The organism is Mesorhizobium sp. M0601 (assembly GCF_040320845.1).
Classification (GTDB): Bacteria; Pseudomonadota; Alphaproteobacteria; order Rhizobiales; family Rhizobiaceae; genus Mesorhizobium.
This window is the reverse complement of the sequence record NZ_JAMYQK010000006.1, coordinates 35,897-51,098: the sequence shown is the minus strand read 5'-3', so window position 1 is coordinate 51,098 and position 15,202 is coordinate 35,897. Positions and strand designations below refer to the sequence as shown.

The 15,202-nt window shown below is 63.4% G+C and carries 14 protein-coding genes; 4 read left to right on the top strand and 10 right to left on the bottom strand.

From position 1 onward, the window contains the following. Positions 1-3 precede the first annotated feature (3 nt). From NKI41_RS08620 to NKI41_RS08605, 4 genes are read left to right on the top strand one after another with little or no spacing between them, the layout of a single operon-like run. The gene (locus NKI41_RS08620) at positions 4-1,518 is read left to right on the top strand and encodes a GMC oxidoreductase (protein ID WP_352682492.1); all 1,515 of its coding nucleotides are present in this window, start codon (positions 4-6) and stop codon (positions 1,516-1,518) included. Beyond that, on the top strand, positions 1,515-2,276 hold the full coding sequence (locus NKI41_RS08615; RefSeq protein WP_352469507.1) for a 3-ketoacyl-ACP reductase: 762 nt from the start codon (positions 1,515-1,517) through the stop codon (positions 2,274-2,276). Before NKI41_RS08620 ends, NKI41_RS08615 begins: the two co-directional genes overlap by 4 nt. Before the next feature lie 12 nt (positions 2,277-2,288). Beyond that, on the top strand, positions 2,289-3,917 hold the full coding sequence (locus NKI41_RS08610; protein WP_352682490.1) for a GMC family oxidoreductase: 1,629 nt from the start codon (positions 2,289-2,291) through the stop codon (positions 3,915-3,917). 10 nt (positions 3,918-3,927) lie between these two features. Further along, positions 3,928-4,239: a Dabb family protein gene (locus NKI41_RS08605; protein ID WP_352682488.1), complete on the top strand. Its 312-nt coding sequence runs from the start codon at positions 3,928-3,930 to the stop codon at positions 4,237-4,239. Here NKI41_RS08605 and NKI41_RS08600 read toward each other — a convergent pair whose 3' ends face one another. The 10 genes from NKI41_RS08600 to NKI41_RS08555 all read right to left on the bottom strand — a co-directional run bounded on the left by NKI41_RS08600 (position 4,240) and on the right by NKI41_RS08555 (position 15,148). Beyond that, positions 4,240-5,085: an EamA family transporter gene (locus NKI41_RS08600; RefSeq protein ID WP_352539371.1), complete on the bottom strand. Its 846-nt coding sequence runs from the start codon at positions 5,083-5,085 to the stop codon at positions 4,240-4,242. It lies immediately after the preceding gene. A gap of 7 nt (positions 5,086-5,092) precedes the next feature. Then, on the bottom strand, positions 5,093-6,007 hold the full coding sequence (locus tag NKI41_RS08595) for an endonuclease/exonuclease/phosphatase family protein (protein ID WP_352612932.1): 915 nt from the start codon (positions 6,005-6,007) through the stop codon (positions 5,093-5,095). An 89-nt stretch (positions 6,008-6,096) separates the two neighbouring features. Further along, positions 6,097-7,647 (bottom strand): cation:proton antiporter, encoded by a 1,551-nt coding sequence (locus tag NKI41_RS08590; RefSeq protein ID WP_352539373.1) that lies wholly within the window; start codon positions 7,645-7,647, stop codon positions 6,097-6,099. Between the two features lie 176 nt (positions 7,648-7,823). After that, positions 7,824-8,888 carry an ABC transporter ATP-binding protein gene (locus NKI41_RS08585; protein ID WP_352682486.1) on the bottom strand — a complete coding sequence of 355 codons (1,065 nt, stop codon included), beginning with the start codon at positions 8,886-8,888 and terminating at the stop codon, positions 7,824-7,826. A 16-nt stretch (positions 8,889-8,904) separates the two neighbouring features. Further along, entirely contained in the window at positions 8,905-9,696 is a 792-nt protein-coding gene (locus tag NKI41_RS08580; RefSeq protein WP_352454042.1) for an ABC transporter permease, read from the bottom strand. Next, positions 9,693-10,607, bottom strand: a complete 915-nt coding sequence (locus NKI41_RS08575) for an ABC transporter permease (protein ID WP_023675356.1) — start codon at positions 10,605-10,607, stop codon at positions 9,693-9,695. Before NKI41_RS08575 ends, NKI41_RS08580 begins: the two co-directional genes overlap by 4 nt. A gap of 64 nt (positions 10,608-10,671) precedes the next feature. Beyond that, the gene (locus NKI41_RS08570) at positions 10,672-11,778 is read right to left on the bottom strand and encodes an ABC transporter substrate-binding protein (protein ID WP_352469502.1); all 1,107 of its coding nucleotides are present in this window, start codon (positions 11,776-11,778) and stop codon (positions 10,672-10,674) included. Between the two features lie 242 nt (positions 11,779-12,020). Continuing rightward, positions 12,021-13,193 carry an iron-containing alcohol dehydrogenase gene (locus NKI41_RS08565; protein WP_352469501.1) on the bottom strand — a complete coding sequence of 391 codons (1,173 nt, stop codon included), beginning with the start codon at positions 13,191-13,193 and terminating at the stop codon, positions 12,021-12,023. 38 nt (positions 13,194-13,231) lie between these two features. Further along, the gene (locus tag NKI41_RS08560; protein ID WP_352682483.1) at positions 13,232-13,717 is read right to left on the bottom strand and encodes a DUF2569 domain-containing protein; all 486 of its coding nucleotides are present in this window, start codon (positions 13,715-13,717) and stop codon (positions 13,232-13,234) included. A gap of 42 nt (positions 13,718-13,759) precedes the next feature. After that, complete coding sequence (locus tag NKI41_RS08555) at positions 13,760-15,148, bottom strand: aldehyde dehydrogenase family protein (RefSeq protein ID WP_352682481.1); 1,389 nt, start codon at positions 15,146-15,148, stop codon at positions 13,760-13,762. Positions 15,149-15,202: the final 54 nt, after the last annotated feature.

Below are 15,202 nucleotides of genomic sequence, written 5' to 3'. Positions count from 1 at the left end.
GCCATGACAAATCCCGACATCGTCATCATCGGCTCCGGCATAGGCGGCGCCACGATCGCCTCCGGCCTTGCCGGCAGTGGCGCCTCGATCCTGATGCTGGAGCGCGGCGAAGCCCTGCCGGCAACGCCGCACACACGCGACACCCGCGCGATCTTCGTCGATGGTCATTATCGGCCGAAGGAGATGTGGCTCGAGGCCGGCGGAGCGCCTTTCAACCCGGGCAATTACTACTATGTCGGCGGCAATTCGAAATTCTACGGCGCTGTGCTGATCCGCTACCGCAGGGAAGACTTTTCGGAGATGGAGCACTATGGCGGCATCTCGCCGGCCTGGCCGTTTTCCTATGAGGAATTCGAACCCTGGTATTCCAGGGCCGAGCAGCTTTTTCGCGTGCGCGGTGCACTCGGCGAAGACCCGACCGAGCCGTTCCACTCTACGCCCTACCCTTTCGGGCCGGTACCAGACGAGCCGCCGATCGCGCGTGCGCGCGCCGAGTTGAAGAGCCTAGGCCTGCATCCGGCATCGCTGCCGCTCGGCGTCGACATCGAAGCCTGGCTGAGAGATGGCAGCACGCCGTGGGACGCGTTTCCCAACACCGGGACCGGCAAGATCGACGCGCAATCCGGGCCGTTGGCAGCAGCCCTTGCCGATCAGAATATCCGGCTTGAGACCGGCGCCCATGTCGAATATCTCGAGGCATCGCCGGACGCCAGGACGATCGAGACCGTCCATTACCGCCAGAACGGTGCGCTGAAGAAAGTCGCGCCGAAGCTGGTCATCCTATCGGCCGGCGCAGTCAATTCCGCCGCCATCCTGCTGCGCTCGCCCACCCCTCAGGGCAGAGGCGGCGGCAAAGGCCTGGCCAACCGCTCCGACCAGGTCGGCCGCAACTTCATGAACCACAATTCGAGCGCCATGCTGGCGATCGATCCACGCCGCCGGAACAAATCCGTCTACCAGAAGACGCTGATGCTGAACGATTATTATCTGTCCGACGGCAAGGGCGGCAAGCCGCTCGGCAATGTCCAGCTCCTCGGCAAGATCGACGGCAACATCCTCAAGGCCAATGTCAGGCGCGCGCCCAAATTCGCGCTCGATTTCATGGCCGGCCACGCCGTCGACTGGTATCTGATGTGCGAGGACCTGCCCGATCCCGACAGCCGCATCATGATCGACGGCAAGGACATCGTCATGCAGTGGCGGCGCTCCAACATGCAGTCGCTCGACGGACTGACCAAGGTGATGCGCGAGAATTTCCGCGCCTGCGGCTATCCGATCGTCCTGTCGCGTCCGTTTGACAAGCGCACGCCCTCGCACCAATGCGGCACTGTGAAGATGGGCAACGATCCAGCGACCTCGCCGCTCGATCCGTTCTGCCGCTCCTTCGACCACAGCAATTTATTCGTCGTCGATGCCGGCTTCCTGCCGAATTCGGCCGCCGTCAATCCGGCGCTGTCGATCGCCGCACAGGCGCTGCGCGTCGCCGACCATATCCGCAAGACGGAGCTCGCAACATGAGCCGCCCGGCAGCGATCGTCACCGGCGGCGCGCGCGGCATCGGCCTTGCCTGTGCCGAGGCGCTGGCCAGCGCCGGCTTCGATATTCTGGTCGCCGACCTTGCTGACGAAGCCGCAGACGGGCTCGCCGCCGACATCACCGGGCGCGGCGCGAAATTCGCCTATGTCAGCTGCGACATCGCCGACCTCGACGGCCACGCAGCGCTGATTGATGCCGCGACAAGCGCCTTCGGCCGCATCGACTGCCTGGTCAACAATGCCGGCATCGGCACTGTCCTGCGCGGCGATCTGCTCGAGCTCAAGCCGGAAAATTTCGACCGGGTGCTCGGCATCAATCTGCGCGGCACCGTATTCCTCAGCCAGGCCGTCGCCAAAGCGATGCTCGGCCTGCCAAGCGATGGTGCGAGATCGATCATCACCATCACTTCGGTCAGCGCCGCCATGGCCTCGCCGGAACGTTCCGATTACTGCATTTCCAAGGCTGGGCTTTCGATGTGGGTGAAGAACCTGGCACTGCGGCTCGCCGCCGAAAATATCGCCGTGTTCGAGGTGCGCCCGGGCATCATCCGCACCGACATGACCGCCGGTGTGACCGCCAAATATGACGGGCTGATCGACGGCGGGCTGGTGCCGGCGATGCGCTGGGGCGAGAGCGAAGATATCGGTGCCGCCGTGGCGGCGCTCGCCGGCGGCAAGTTCGGCTTTTCGACCGGCTCGGTCATCAATATCGACGGCGCGCTGTCGGTGCCGAGGCTATGAACAGGTGATGCCATGACCGACTACATAATCGCCGGCGCCGGCCCGGCCGGGTGCGTACTCGCCAACCGGCTGAGCGAAGATCCGTCGCATCAGGTGCTGCTGCTCGAAGCCGGCGGCAAGGACTGGCATCCGTTGATCCACATGCCGGCCGGTTTCGCCAAGATGACCAAGGGCATCGCCGCCTGGGGCTGGTCGACGGTGCCGCAAAAGCACATGCAGGACCGTGTCTTCCGATACACGCAGGCCAAGGTGATCGGTGGCGGCTCTTCGATCAACGCCCAGATCTACACGCGCGGCAACGCCCGCGACTACGACGCCTGGGAGAAGGAAGAAGGCCTTGCCGGCTGGGGCTATCGCGACGTGCTGCCCTATTTCAAGCGCGCGGAGAACAACCAGCGTTATGCCAACGATTTCCACGGCGACCAAGGCCCGCTCGGCGTATCGAACCCGATCGCGCCGCTGCCGATCTGCGAGGCCTATTTCCGTGCCGGACAGGAGATGGGCATCCCCTTCAATCCCGACTTCAACGGGGTAGCCCAGGAGGGCGTCGGTTATTATCAGCTGACGCAGAAGGACGCGAAGCGCTCCTCCGCCTCTGTCGCCTATCTCCGGCCGATCCGCGAGCGAAAGAATCTCACCGTCAGGACCGGCGTTCTGGTGACGCGCATCGTCGTCGACAAGGGCCGCGCCGTCGGCGTCGAGATCGTCGACAGGCCGGGCGGCCAGCCAACGATCCTGCGCGCCGAGCGCGAGGTGATCGTCTCGTCCGGCGCCATCGGCTCGCCGAAGCTTTTGCTGCAGTCGGGCATCGGCCCGGCCGACCATCTGAAGGCGGTCGGCGTGACACCGGTGCACGATCTGCCCGGCGTCGGCTCCAACCTGCAGGATCATCTCGACCTGTTCGTCATCGCCGAATGCACCGGCGATCACACCTACGACAATTACGCCAAGCTGCACTGGACGGCGTGGGCCGGGCTGCAGTATCTGCTCCTGAAGAAAGGCCCGGTAGCCTCCAGCCTGTTCGAGACCGGCGGCTTCTGGTACGCCGATCCGACCGCCGCCTCTCCCGATATCCAGCTGCATCTCGGCCTCGGCTCCGGCATCGAGGCCGGCGTCGAGAAGCTGAACAATCCGGGCGTGACACTGAACTCGGCGTTCCTGCGCCCGCGCTCGCGCGGCACCGTGCGGCTGAACAGTGCCGATCCGGCCGACCGCCCGCTGATCGATCCGAATTATTGGTCCGATTCCTATGACCGCGACATGTCGATCAAAGGGTTGAGGCTGGCGCGCGAGATCATGCGGCAGAAGGCGCTGGCCCCCTTTGTGCTGCGCGAGGTACTGCCGGGACCCGACCTGCAGAGCGGCGACGAGCTGTTCGACTACGCTTGCCGCAGTTCCAAGACCGACCACCACCCGGTCGGCACCTGCCGCATGGGCCACGATGCGATGAGCGTGGTAACGCCAGATCTCAGGCTGCGCGGTATCGAGGGCCTGCGCGTCTGTGACGCCTCGGTGATGCCGCGCATCCCCTCCTCCAACACCAATGCCCCGACGATCATGGTTGGCGAAAAAGGCGCCGATCTGATCCTTGGCCGCGAGCCGCTGCCGCCGGCGGTGTTTTCCACCAACCGAGCGGCATGAGGGACAAAGAATGATCAGGCACTGTGTCTTCGTCAGATTTCGCAACGATGCCGCCGACGCCGAGCGCGCGGCAATCCATGCCGATCTCGAAGCGTTGCGGGCCGTGATCGACGGCATGGGCAAGGTCGAATTCAGCGCTAATACCAGCCCGGAACCCTTCGCCCGCGGCTTCACGCACGGCTTCACCATCGACTTTCGCGACGCTGCGGCACGCGATGCCTATCTGGAGCATGAAGCGCATCAGCGAGCCGGCGCAAAACTGGTCGCGGCGCTCGAAGGCGGCACCGACGGGCTGATGGTGTTTGATCTGGAGATCGCGTGACTATCCCATTCTCAGCGCAACGACGCCGGCAACGATGCTAAGCACCGCGGCACCTCGCCATGCCGTCATCTTCTCGCCGAGCGCGAAGACCGAGATCATCATGGCGAACAGGATCGATGTTTCGCGCAGCGACGCCACCGAGGCGATCGGCGCCTTGGTCATCGCCCACATCACGATCCAGTAGGCGCCGCCGCTGAGCACGCCGGTATAGATTCCGGCCTTCCAGTCGCGCGCCAGCACCGGCAGCGCCTGTGGGCCGCGAGAGACGACGCATAGCACCAGCGCCCACAGCGCATCGCAGACGAACAGCCAGGCGGCATAACTCGACGCGGTGGCGGCCAGCCGCGCGCCGCTGCCGTCCGACAGCGTGTAGCTGGCGATGAAGATCGATGTGCCCAACGCGAAACCGACGGCGCGCAGGTTCAATTTCTCCAGATGCGCGCCGCCGCGAAACGACAGCACCAGCGTGCCCGCCGACAACAAGAGGATGCCGAGAATGGCGAGCGGCGCCGGCATCTCGGCAACCACCACAACGCCCCCCAAAGCGGCCAGCAATGGCGCGGTGCCGCGCGCCAGCGGATAGGTCTGGGCGAAATCGCCGGCCTTGTAGGCGCCGATCAGGAACGTCCTGTAGCCCATGTGGAAGACAACCGAGGCGAGGATGTATGGCCACACTTCCGGCTTCGGCACCTCGACGAAAGGCAACGTCACCAGCGCAGCGGCACCCATGCCGAGCGTCATCAGTGTGATCGACAGGAAACGGTCGAGATGGACCTTGACCAGCGCGTTCCAGATCGCATGCATGGAAGCGGCGGCGAGCACCGCGAAAAAGACAAACAGGCTCATCGGCGGTTCATCCGCCGCCCGTCCCGATGACGATCGGCGTCTCTAGGTCGATATCGACCCAGAGCGGAAAATGGTCGGAAGCGATTTGGCCGATATCGGCGCTGACCGAGCGCACGCGCCCGGCAAACATGCCGCCGACGAAGCAATGGTCGAGCCGGCGCTTTGCCAGCCTGCCATCGATAGTCTTCACATGGGTGTGGAAATCCGCTGTCGGTTCCATTGCGACGGCGGCGACATCGACAAAACCGTCGAGATAGGCGGCACCGCGATGATAGGGCGCGCTGCCGACAATGCGCCGGTACTCGGCGCTATCCGGCTCCATGTTGAAGTCGCCCAACCAGATCGCCGCTACGGGGTTTTCTGGCTCCTGTTCGCCATTGCTCCAGTTGCGCGCCGGCTCGTCGTCGGCGCCGCTCCATGGGCCGCCCTCGGACGGCGCACGGCGATGCTCGGCGAGCAAATAGTCGATCTGCTCCAGCCGCTCCTCGGCCGCGATATGCGCCAGATGCAACGACAGCACCCGCACCGGACCGGCAGGGGTGCGGATCATGCATTCGAGTGCGGCATTGCGGGTGTTGAGCGGCCGCAGCGTGCGCCTGAGCGGCAGCGTATGCAGCCGCGACCAGACGATCGGAAGCTTCGACAGAACCATGGTGCCGAATTGCCGCCGCCGGTTGACGATGCGGCCTTCACGCCGGTGGCTGGCATCCATGTCGAAGGCCGGCCCGTAGACCCAATGGTAGTCGGGCAGAAATTGCGAAAGAAGTTCCGGCTGGTCGTCCTCGTTGCTGCGCAACCAGTGCCGTTCCACCTCCTGCAAGGCGATGATGTCGGCGCCGGCCACGACCTTGGCACAACGCGCCAGGTCGTAGCGGCCATCGCTGCCGAAGCCGTACTGGATGTTATAGCTGACCAGCTTCATTGCTTATCCGGCTCAGTTTCCTGCTGGCAGTAGCCGTTCGCTGACAGCCTTGCAATGTGCAGCCGGGCGGAGGGAGCTTGGGCCAGATGCTAAGTGGTCAGCGGCTGGAACCGACCGGGCGGGGATGCTGCCAGTTCCGACCAGTCGATTTCTTCCTCAAGGCGGTGGTAGGCTTCGTCGCCGATCGTTCCGTCGATGCGCAAACGCTCCAGCGCATCGCGCTGGCTCTTGATGGCGTAGAGACGCAATCTGTCATACTCGGTCGCCGCCTGGGCATCCTCGGGGTTTTCGGCGATGGCGCGCTGGGCGGCATATTGCTCTCGCACCGCCCCGGCCGCGCTCGATGTCTTGCCGCTGAGCACGTCCAGCGCCGCCTGCATGATGGCGACGCGCGCCTGCGCCACCTCCCGGTCGACCGTCCGGTCGAGGTCGAGATTGAGCAGAAGCAGCAACGGTTTCAGGCTGACGCCTTGCAGCACCAATGTGCCGAGCACGACCGTGAAAGCGGCGAGCACGATCGGATCACGGCCCGGAAAGTCGGCCGGCAAGGCGAAGGCTGCCGCAAGCGTCACCAGGCCGCGCATGCCGCACCAGCCGATGAGCACGCCGCCGCGGAATGTCGGTGCGTCCTTCCGCCTGTCCTCGTCGCCCAGACGTGCCAGCGCTCTGAGGATCGCGCCGCAGCCCAGAACCCAGACGAGCCGCGATACGATGACGACGGCCAGCACAGCCAGGGCAAAGACGAACGCCTCGCTTTGTCCTTGCTCGGCAAGTCGGCCGACGATGGACCGCGCTTGCAGGCCCATCAGAACGAAGGCCAGCACGTTGAGCACGAACACCGCCGTCTCCCAGACTGAGTAGGAACTGACACGATTCCTTGCCGGCATGCGGCGCGGCGATGTACGTGCGATCGTCATGGCGTAGACGACGATCGTGATGATGGCGGAAAGCCCTATCCTGTCGGCCAGGATCCAGACGCCGAAGGTTGAGGCGAATTGCACCACGGTGCCGCTCGCCGGGTCGTCGATGCGGCCGAGTATGGCGAGAGACAACCGGCCGAGCACATAGCCTGCGGCAAGGCTGCCGACCGTCGACAGCAGGATCATTGGAACGGCACTGCTCAACAGGATGGTGCCGGCGGCTGCGGAAACCGACATCCTGTAGATCAGCAGCGCCGTGGCGTCGTTGAGAAGGCTCTCGCCTTCCAGGATGGCGGTGATGCGGTGCGGCACCTTGAACTGTCCGAGCACGGCCGCCGCCGCCACCGCATCGGGCGGCGCTACGATCGCGCCGAGCGCTATGGCGGCGGCGATGGGCAAGCCTGCCATCGTCCAGCCGACCAGCGCGACCGTCACGGTGGTGAAGATGACGGCGCCAAGCGCCAGCAGGATGAGCGAAACCTTGTAGCGGTTGAGATCGCGCAGCGACGTGTCATAGGCCGCGTCGAGCAGAACCGGCGCGATGAACAGAGCGAGCGCCAGCCCCGGGTCGATCTCGATGGTCGGGGCAAACGGCAGGAAGGCGATGCCGGCGCCGGCCAGCGCCAGCAATGACGGATAGGGAATCTGCAGACGCCGCGACAACGCGGTCAGGGCGACCGCGATGAGAAGCAGGACAAGGGTGAGTTCAAAAAGCGCCATGCCTTATCGTAGCGGTGAAGCCGGGCGATTGGCACTGCAAAAACGACGACGGCTTTGGCTGCTGGTGAATGGTGAATGGTGAATGGTGAATGGTGAATGGTGAATGGCTGCGTGCAGAGGAATTTCGGCGCGTAAAGCGCATTCTTACTATTCACTGTTCACTATTCACTCTTCTCCTAATGCAGCACCAGCATGTCGCCCGACGAGAACGAAATCTCGGCCTTTTCGCCGACGGCCGGCGGCGGTGTGGCCGGATTGTTGAACGTGTCGAGCGAGACCGTGCTGCCGCCGATGCCGACGCGAACCCGGATGACCGAGCCGAGGAAATGCACCTCGGCGATTTCGCCCCAAAGGCTGGAATCGCGACCGGGGTGTCGGCCGAGCGAGATCGCCTCGGGCCGCAACGCCAGCGACAGCGTGTCGCCGGATTTCGAGCCGTTGAGCTTGCCCTTGAGCGAGACCTCTTGCGAGTTGACGCGCACCTTGCCCGAAGCGGCGTCGGTGACCGTGCCTTCGAGCACGTTCAGCGTGCCGACGAAATTGGCGACGAATTTGGTTGCCGGCCGGTTGTAGATCTCGAACGGCGTGCCGACCTGCTCGGCCTTGCCGCCATACATGACGGCGATGCGGTCGGAGATCGACAGCGCCTCTTCCTGGTCGTGGGTGACGAAGATGGTGGTGATGCCGAGCTTCTTCTGGATCGAGCGGATTTCCTCGCGCAGCGACACGCGCACCTTGGCATCGAGCGCCGACAGCGGCTCGTCGAGCAGCAGCAGCTTCGGCTTGGGCGCAATCGCCCGCGCCAGCGCGATGCGCTGCTGCTGACCGCCGGAGAGCTGATAGGGATAGCGGTCGCCCATCTGCGGCAGCTTGATGATGTCGAGCATCTCGGCAACGCGCCTGTCGGCATCGGCCTTCGGCATACCGGCGACCTTCAGCCCGAAGCCGATATTCTGCGCCACGGTGAGGTTCGGAAACAGCGCATAGGCCTGGAACACCATGCCGATGTTGCGCTGGTTGGGCTTGAGCCGGGTGACGTCCTTGCCGGCCACGACGATCTTGCCGGCGGATGGCTCTTCGAAACCGGCGACCATGCGCAGCACCGTCGTCTTGCCGCAGCCCGACGGTCCGAGAAAGGAGACGAATTCGCCCGGCTCGACGTCGAGGTTGAAATCCTGCACCACAATGGCGGCGCCGAAGGATTTCTGCACATGCTGGATTGAGAGGAATGGCTCGGCCATAGCTTTTTCCTTCGGGTCAGTTCGGACGGTTCGCCGATCGCGGCGCGAAGCGCGACAGGATCTGGATCAGCGACATGCAGCCCCAGGTAATGGCAAAGGCGATGATGGCAAGCGCCGCCGGCTCATAGGCGCGATTGGCGCCGACGTTCTGCAGATAGGGTCCGAAAGCAGGCCGGTTGAGCAGGCTGGCCATGGTGAATTCGCCGATGACGATGGCGAAGGTCAGGAAGGCGCCCGACAGCACTGCGATCAGCACGTTGGGCAGGATGACCCGGGTGATGATCGTGCCCCAGCCGGCGCCGAGGATCTGCGCCGCCTCGGTCAGTGTCCGCACGTCGATTGTGCGAAGCCCGGTGTCGACGGCACGATACATATAGGGCAGCGCCAGTGTCGCATAACCGATGACCAGCAAGGCATTGGCTCCTGTCTCGCTGGCCAGGAACGGCAGCGGTGAGTTCGACCCGTACATTCTGATGTAGCCGAAGACGATAACGATGGCCGGAATGACCAGCGGCAGCAGCGTGATGAACTCGACGACGGGCCTGATCTGCGGCAGCCGCAGACGAATCCAGTACGCCGCCGGCACCACCACCAGCACGCCAAGGACGATGGTGAAGATGGCTGCGACCACCGAATAGATGAAGGTCGCCTGGAAGCGGGGATCGCCGAGCACGACCTGATAGGCATCGAAGGAATACGCGCCGCGCCGCATGCGCATGGAGAATTCCACGGTCGCGATCAGCGGAATGAAGAAATAGGCCGCGCCCAGCGCGAAGACGATCCAGGCCCAGAATCTGCCGGACTTCATTTGAGCCACCTCTCAGAGCGCGTCCGGAACCAGATGTAGAAGACATTGGCCAGCCCAGTGATGACGATCATGCCGAAGGCGATGGCGTAGCCGAGATGGGCATTGTGCAGCACGTCACCGCGGATCTGCGCGTAGAGCAGGATAGGGACGATGTTAAGCGAGGAGCCGGTCAGAGCGTAAGCGGTGGCGATGGCACCGAAGGCGTTGGCGAACAAGAGGATGACGGTGCCGAGGAAACTTGGCCAGATCACCGGAATGACGACCATGCGCCAGAACTGCGCCTGGGTCGCGCCAAGCGTTGCCGCCGCTTCGCCCCATTCCTTCTTCAGCCCATCGATCGCCGGCACGATGATCACCACCATCAGCGGGATCTGGAAATAGACATAGGTCAGCGTCAGGCCCCAGAACGACAGGATGTTGAAACCATGGGCATAAATGTTGAAGCCGACCAAGACGTTGAGCAGCACCGTGGCGAGCCCGAGCCGACCGAGCGTCGCGAGAAAGGCGAAGGCCAGCGGCACGCCGGCAAAATTGGAGGCCACGCCGGAAAAGGTCAGTGTCGCCGAGCGTATCCACTCCGGCAGCCCGCCGCGCACGATGGCGATGGCAATGGCAAGTCCCGCGAAAGCACCGATCAGCGACGAGGCGAGGCTGACCTTGATTGAGATCCAGTAGGCGGCAACGATCGACGGCTGCGCCAAGGCCGCTATGTTTTCGAAAGTGAATTCGCCGGCATCGTTCCGGAATGCGCCCAGCATCAGATAGAGCGTCGGCAGGATCAAGAACATGATGGCGAAGATGAAGAAAGGCGCAACGCCAAGCCATTGCGTCGGCAGCCGCATGCTGCGGGCGTCGGCAGGAGGCGCGGTCTTCCCGGCAACAGCGTGATCGGACAACGAGATATCGGTCATGCGCCGGCTACCGTCCTGGAGGTATGCCGGGCGGCGATCTAAGCCGCCCGGCTGATCTCAAGTCTTACTTGACGTTGGCGCCGACGACGGCATCCCAGTTCTTGGTGATGGCTTCCTTGGCCTTGCCCTGCTCGTCGAGCGTCGGGAACACCGCGGCTGCATAGGACTCGGCCGGCGGCAGCTTGGCCATCACGTCAGCCGGGAGCTTGCCATTCTTGGCGAGGTCGTTGAAGCGGATCGGGTGACAATAGCCCTTCAGCCAGCCGATCTGGCCTTCGTCGGAATAGAGATATTCCAGCCACAGCTTGGCAGCATTCGGGTGCGGCGCATAGGCGCTGATCGCCTGAACATAGACGCCGGCGACGACACCGGTCTTCGGCACGACGACGTCGACCGGCGGATTGCCCTTCAGCGTATCACGGCCGGCAAGCGCGTTATAATCCCAGGTCACCAGGATTGGCGTCTGGCCTTGAGCAAGCGTCGCGGGCTTGCCGATGACCGGCACGAAATTGCCGGCGGCGTTGAGCTTCTTGAAGAAGTCGAGACCAGCCGTGCCGGCGGCTTCGCCGGCAGCCGCACCGCCGGAAAGGCCGGCGGCATAGACTGCCTGGATGGCCTGGTTCGAAGCACGCGGGTCGCCGGCGAGCGCCACGGTATTGGCGAATTCCGGCTTCAGCAGATCGGCCCAGTCGGCCGGCGCTTCCTTGACCAGGTCCTTGTTCACCAGAAACGAAAGCACGCCGTAGTAGTCGCCGGTCCAAAAGCCTTCGGCATCCTTGGCGCTGTCCGGGATCGAGTCCCAGGTTGATACTTTATAAGCCTGGATCAGGCCATCCTTCTTGGCGGTCGGGCCGAAGCTCAGGCCGACGTCGATGACGTCGGGCGCTTGCGGGCCCTTGTTGTCCTTGTTGGCCTTGATCGCCTCGACCTCGTCGCCGGAGCCGGCATCGGGGTTGAGCTCGTTGACGGTGATCCCCGGATATTTTGCCTTGAAGCCGTCGATGACCGCGCCGTAGCCGCACCAGTCATGCGGCAGCGCGATGGTGGTGAGCTGGCCTTCAGCCTTGGCTGCGGCGACCAGTTCATCCATGGACTGGGCCGACGAGATGGCAGAGGTCGCCATCAGGGCGACGGCCGAAAGGGAAAGCAGTTTTCCCGTGAATTTGAACATGTGTTCTCTCCGTTGAACTGACGCCGTTGGACGCCTGCGATGCGGTATCGTTTTCGTGTGACAGCCAGATGAAAGCTTTGTGAAAGCGATGCCCCGCAGTATGAAAAAGTAAACTCTTTTTAACCGGCTGTAGCAATCGCTCCGCGATTCTTTTTCCGGCTAACTAGTTTCGATCTTGCCTTTCATCTTTCCCCCTTTCCTTTGCCTCTTTTCCCAAGTCGATTTCCGATGCGAAAATTGTCTCAGACGGTGCCGGCGATGGCGTTTTCGAGCAGCGTCAGCGCCGCCTTCTTGGTCAGCTTGACCGGGTTGCCGCCGGCGGTCGGATCGACCACCGCCATGTCGGCAATCAGGCCCTTGCGCTTCTTGTCCATGTCGAGCCCCTTGATCAGGCCGGGCAGCGCATGCGGCACCTTGAGCTCCTTGCGCAGCTTGATGATCGCCTTGGCAAAACCGTCGAAGCCGCCCTTGATGCCGCAATAGGCGGCAAGCCGGGCGATGCGCGGCTCGATCGCCTCGCGGTTGAAGGCCAGCACGTAGGGCATGAACACGGCGTTGGTCATGCCGTGGTGGCTATCGTAGAGCGCGCCGATCGGATGCGACAGCGAATGAATCGCTCCAAGCCCTTTCTGGAAGGCGGCCGCTCCCATGGCAGCGGCGCTCATCATGTTGGCGCGGGCGACCAGATCCTTGCCGTTGGCATAGGCTTTCGGCAGGTTTTCGAAGACCAGCCTTATGCCTTCCACGGCGATGCCGTCGGCCATCGGGTGATAGCCCGGCGCGCAATAGGCTTCGAGACAGTGAGCGAGCGCATCCATGCCGGTGCCGGCGGTGATGAAGCCCGGCATCCCGACCGACAGCTCCGGATCGGCAATGACGATCGCCGGCAAGAGCTTTGGATGGAAGATGACCTTCTTGGTATGGGTCGCTTCATTGGTGATGACGCCGGCGCGGCCGACTTCCGAGCCGGTGCCGGCGGTGGTCGGCACGGCGATGATCGGCGCGATCGCATCGGCATCGGCGCGTGTCCACCAGTCGCCGACGTCCTCGAAATCCCAGACCGGCCGTGTCTGCCCGGCCTGGAAGGCGATCAGCTTGCCGAGGTCGAGCGCCGAGCCGCCGCCAAAGGCAATGACGCCGTCATGCTTGCCCTTCTTGAACACGGCAATGCCGGCGGTCAGGTTGGAATCCACCGGGTTCGGCTTGACCTCGGAAAATACGCCATAGGGCACCTTGGCGTCGTCGAGGATCTTCAGCGTCGAGGCCACCACCGGCAGCCTGGCCAGTCCCGGATCGGTGACGAACAGCGGCCGCTTGATGCCGGTCGCCGCCAGCACCTCCGGCAGCTCCTTGATGCGTCCGGCGCCGAAGCGGACGGTCGTCGGGTAATTCCATTTGGAAACGAGTTTTGTCATTTCGACCTTCTTGACTGCTTTCGTGCTCTCGGATGTCGTCAATTCACAAAGGTATTGGCCACACGGTCTGACCGCATCATGTACGGAATCCAGATGGCTGCGGCCCAGACGGAACGGTAAATTCCGTGCATCGTTTCGCTGTCGAACGCATCAGCCAAGGTTGGAAAGCTCTCGCGAAAAACCAGATGCGCAGCCCATGGGTCGAGGATGGCATATACGGGCATCGCGACTGCCCAAATCATGTACCAGCCCGGGAATATCTCCCAGCGCTTGAACATGAAGAACAATAACAGGACCGGGGCTGTAAGGCTTAGAACGCCTGCTGTCACCAGTTCGGCAACGAGCAGCGCACCTTGAGAAAAACTGAAGGCCTGCCAGTCGAAGCCGAGATAGTCGGTATTGTGCAGTTGTACCAACCCCAGTATCGGCGTGAGCATCAACCCGAGCATCGGCAGGACAAGCCATCCGCCGATACCCTCGGGACGCTCACCATCTGGCAGCGCCGATTGTTGTGTATCCGCCATTACTCCCCCTCAACAGCGATCGCATGCCTGTCGATCGCCACCTTAGATCACCTCGCGCAGATGGTATGATTTCGGCCTGGTCAGATTGTCGTAGCCGATGGCCGACAGTGCCGCGCCCTTGCCGGTGTCCTTGACGCCGGTCCAGACCAGCGCCGGGTCGAGATAGTCGCAGCGGTTCATGAACACGGTGCCGGTCTCGACACGATCGCCGATCGCCGCCGCATGCTCAATGTCGCGCGTCCAGATCGAGGCCGTCAGCCCATAGGGGCTGTCGTTCATCAGCGCGATCGCCTCCTCGTCGTTGCGCACCTTCATGATGCCGACGATCGGGCCAAAGCTTTCCTCGCGCATGACGCTCATCTGGTGGTCGACCTGGGTCAGCACTTCCGGCGCCAGATAGGGCGAACCTTGCCTGTCGTTGGCCACCTTCATATCGATGTGCGCCCTGGCGCCCTTGCGCAACGCCTCGGCCTTCTGCTCGCGGATCAGGTCGGCGAAGCGCGCCTGCGCCATCGGCCCCATGGTGGTCGCCTGGTCGAGCGGATTGCCGACGACGTAGTTCCTGGTCTCGGCAATGAAGCCCTCGACGAATTCATCGTAGACCGTCTCATGCACATAGACGCGCTCGATGCCGCAGCAGCACTGGCCGGAATTGTAGAAAGCGCCGTCGACCAGATTGGCAACGGCATGGTCCATCTTTGCGTCCGGCAGCACATAGGCCGGATCCTTGCCGCCGAGTTCGAGGCCGAGCGTCATGAAGGTGCCCGCCGCCGCCTTCTCGATGGCGCGGCCGCCGGCGACCGAGCCGGTGAAGTTGACATGGTCGATCTTGCCGGAGCCGAGCAGCCTTTCGGTCTGCGCGTGGTTCAGGACGAGGTTCTGGAACAGGCCCTTGGGCAGGCCGGCCTTATCAAACGCCTGCTGAAACCGCTCGCCGACCAACAATGTCTGTGCCGCATGCTTGAGGATGACAGCGCTGCCCGCCATCAGCGCCGGCACGATGGTGTTGACGGCGGTGAGATAGGGATAGTTCCACGGCGCGATCACCATGACCACGCCGAGTGGCACCTTCTTCACATAGCGGCGAAAGCCGTCCTTCGGATTGGAGGCCATGACCGGCTTCAGGGCCGCCTCGGCGATCTCGACCATGTAGCTGACGCGTTCCCTGACGCCGCCGAACTCGCCGCCATAGCGCACCGGCCGGCCCATCTGCCAGGCGATCTCCGGCACGATCTCGTCGGTCATGGCGACCAGCGCTTCCAGCATGGCAAGCATGTATTTGCCGCGCTCGATGACCGGCGTCTCAGCCCACTTCTCCTGCGCCGCCTTGGCACGTTCGACCGCGGCACCGATCGCCTGGTCGGTGGCAAGAGGCCGTTCGGCATAGATCGAACCGTCGACGGGGGATTTTATCTTGACCGTTTCGGTCATGCCTTGGGTCCTCGCATTCTACAATAATGTCGTTGGTTAGCGCCGCCCCTCATC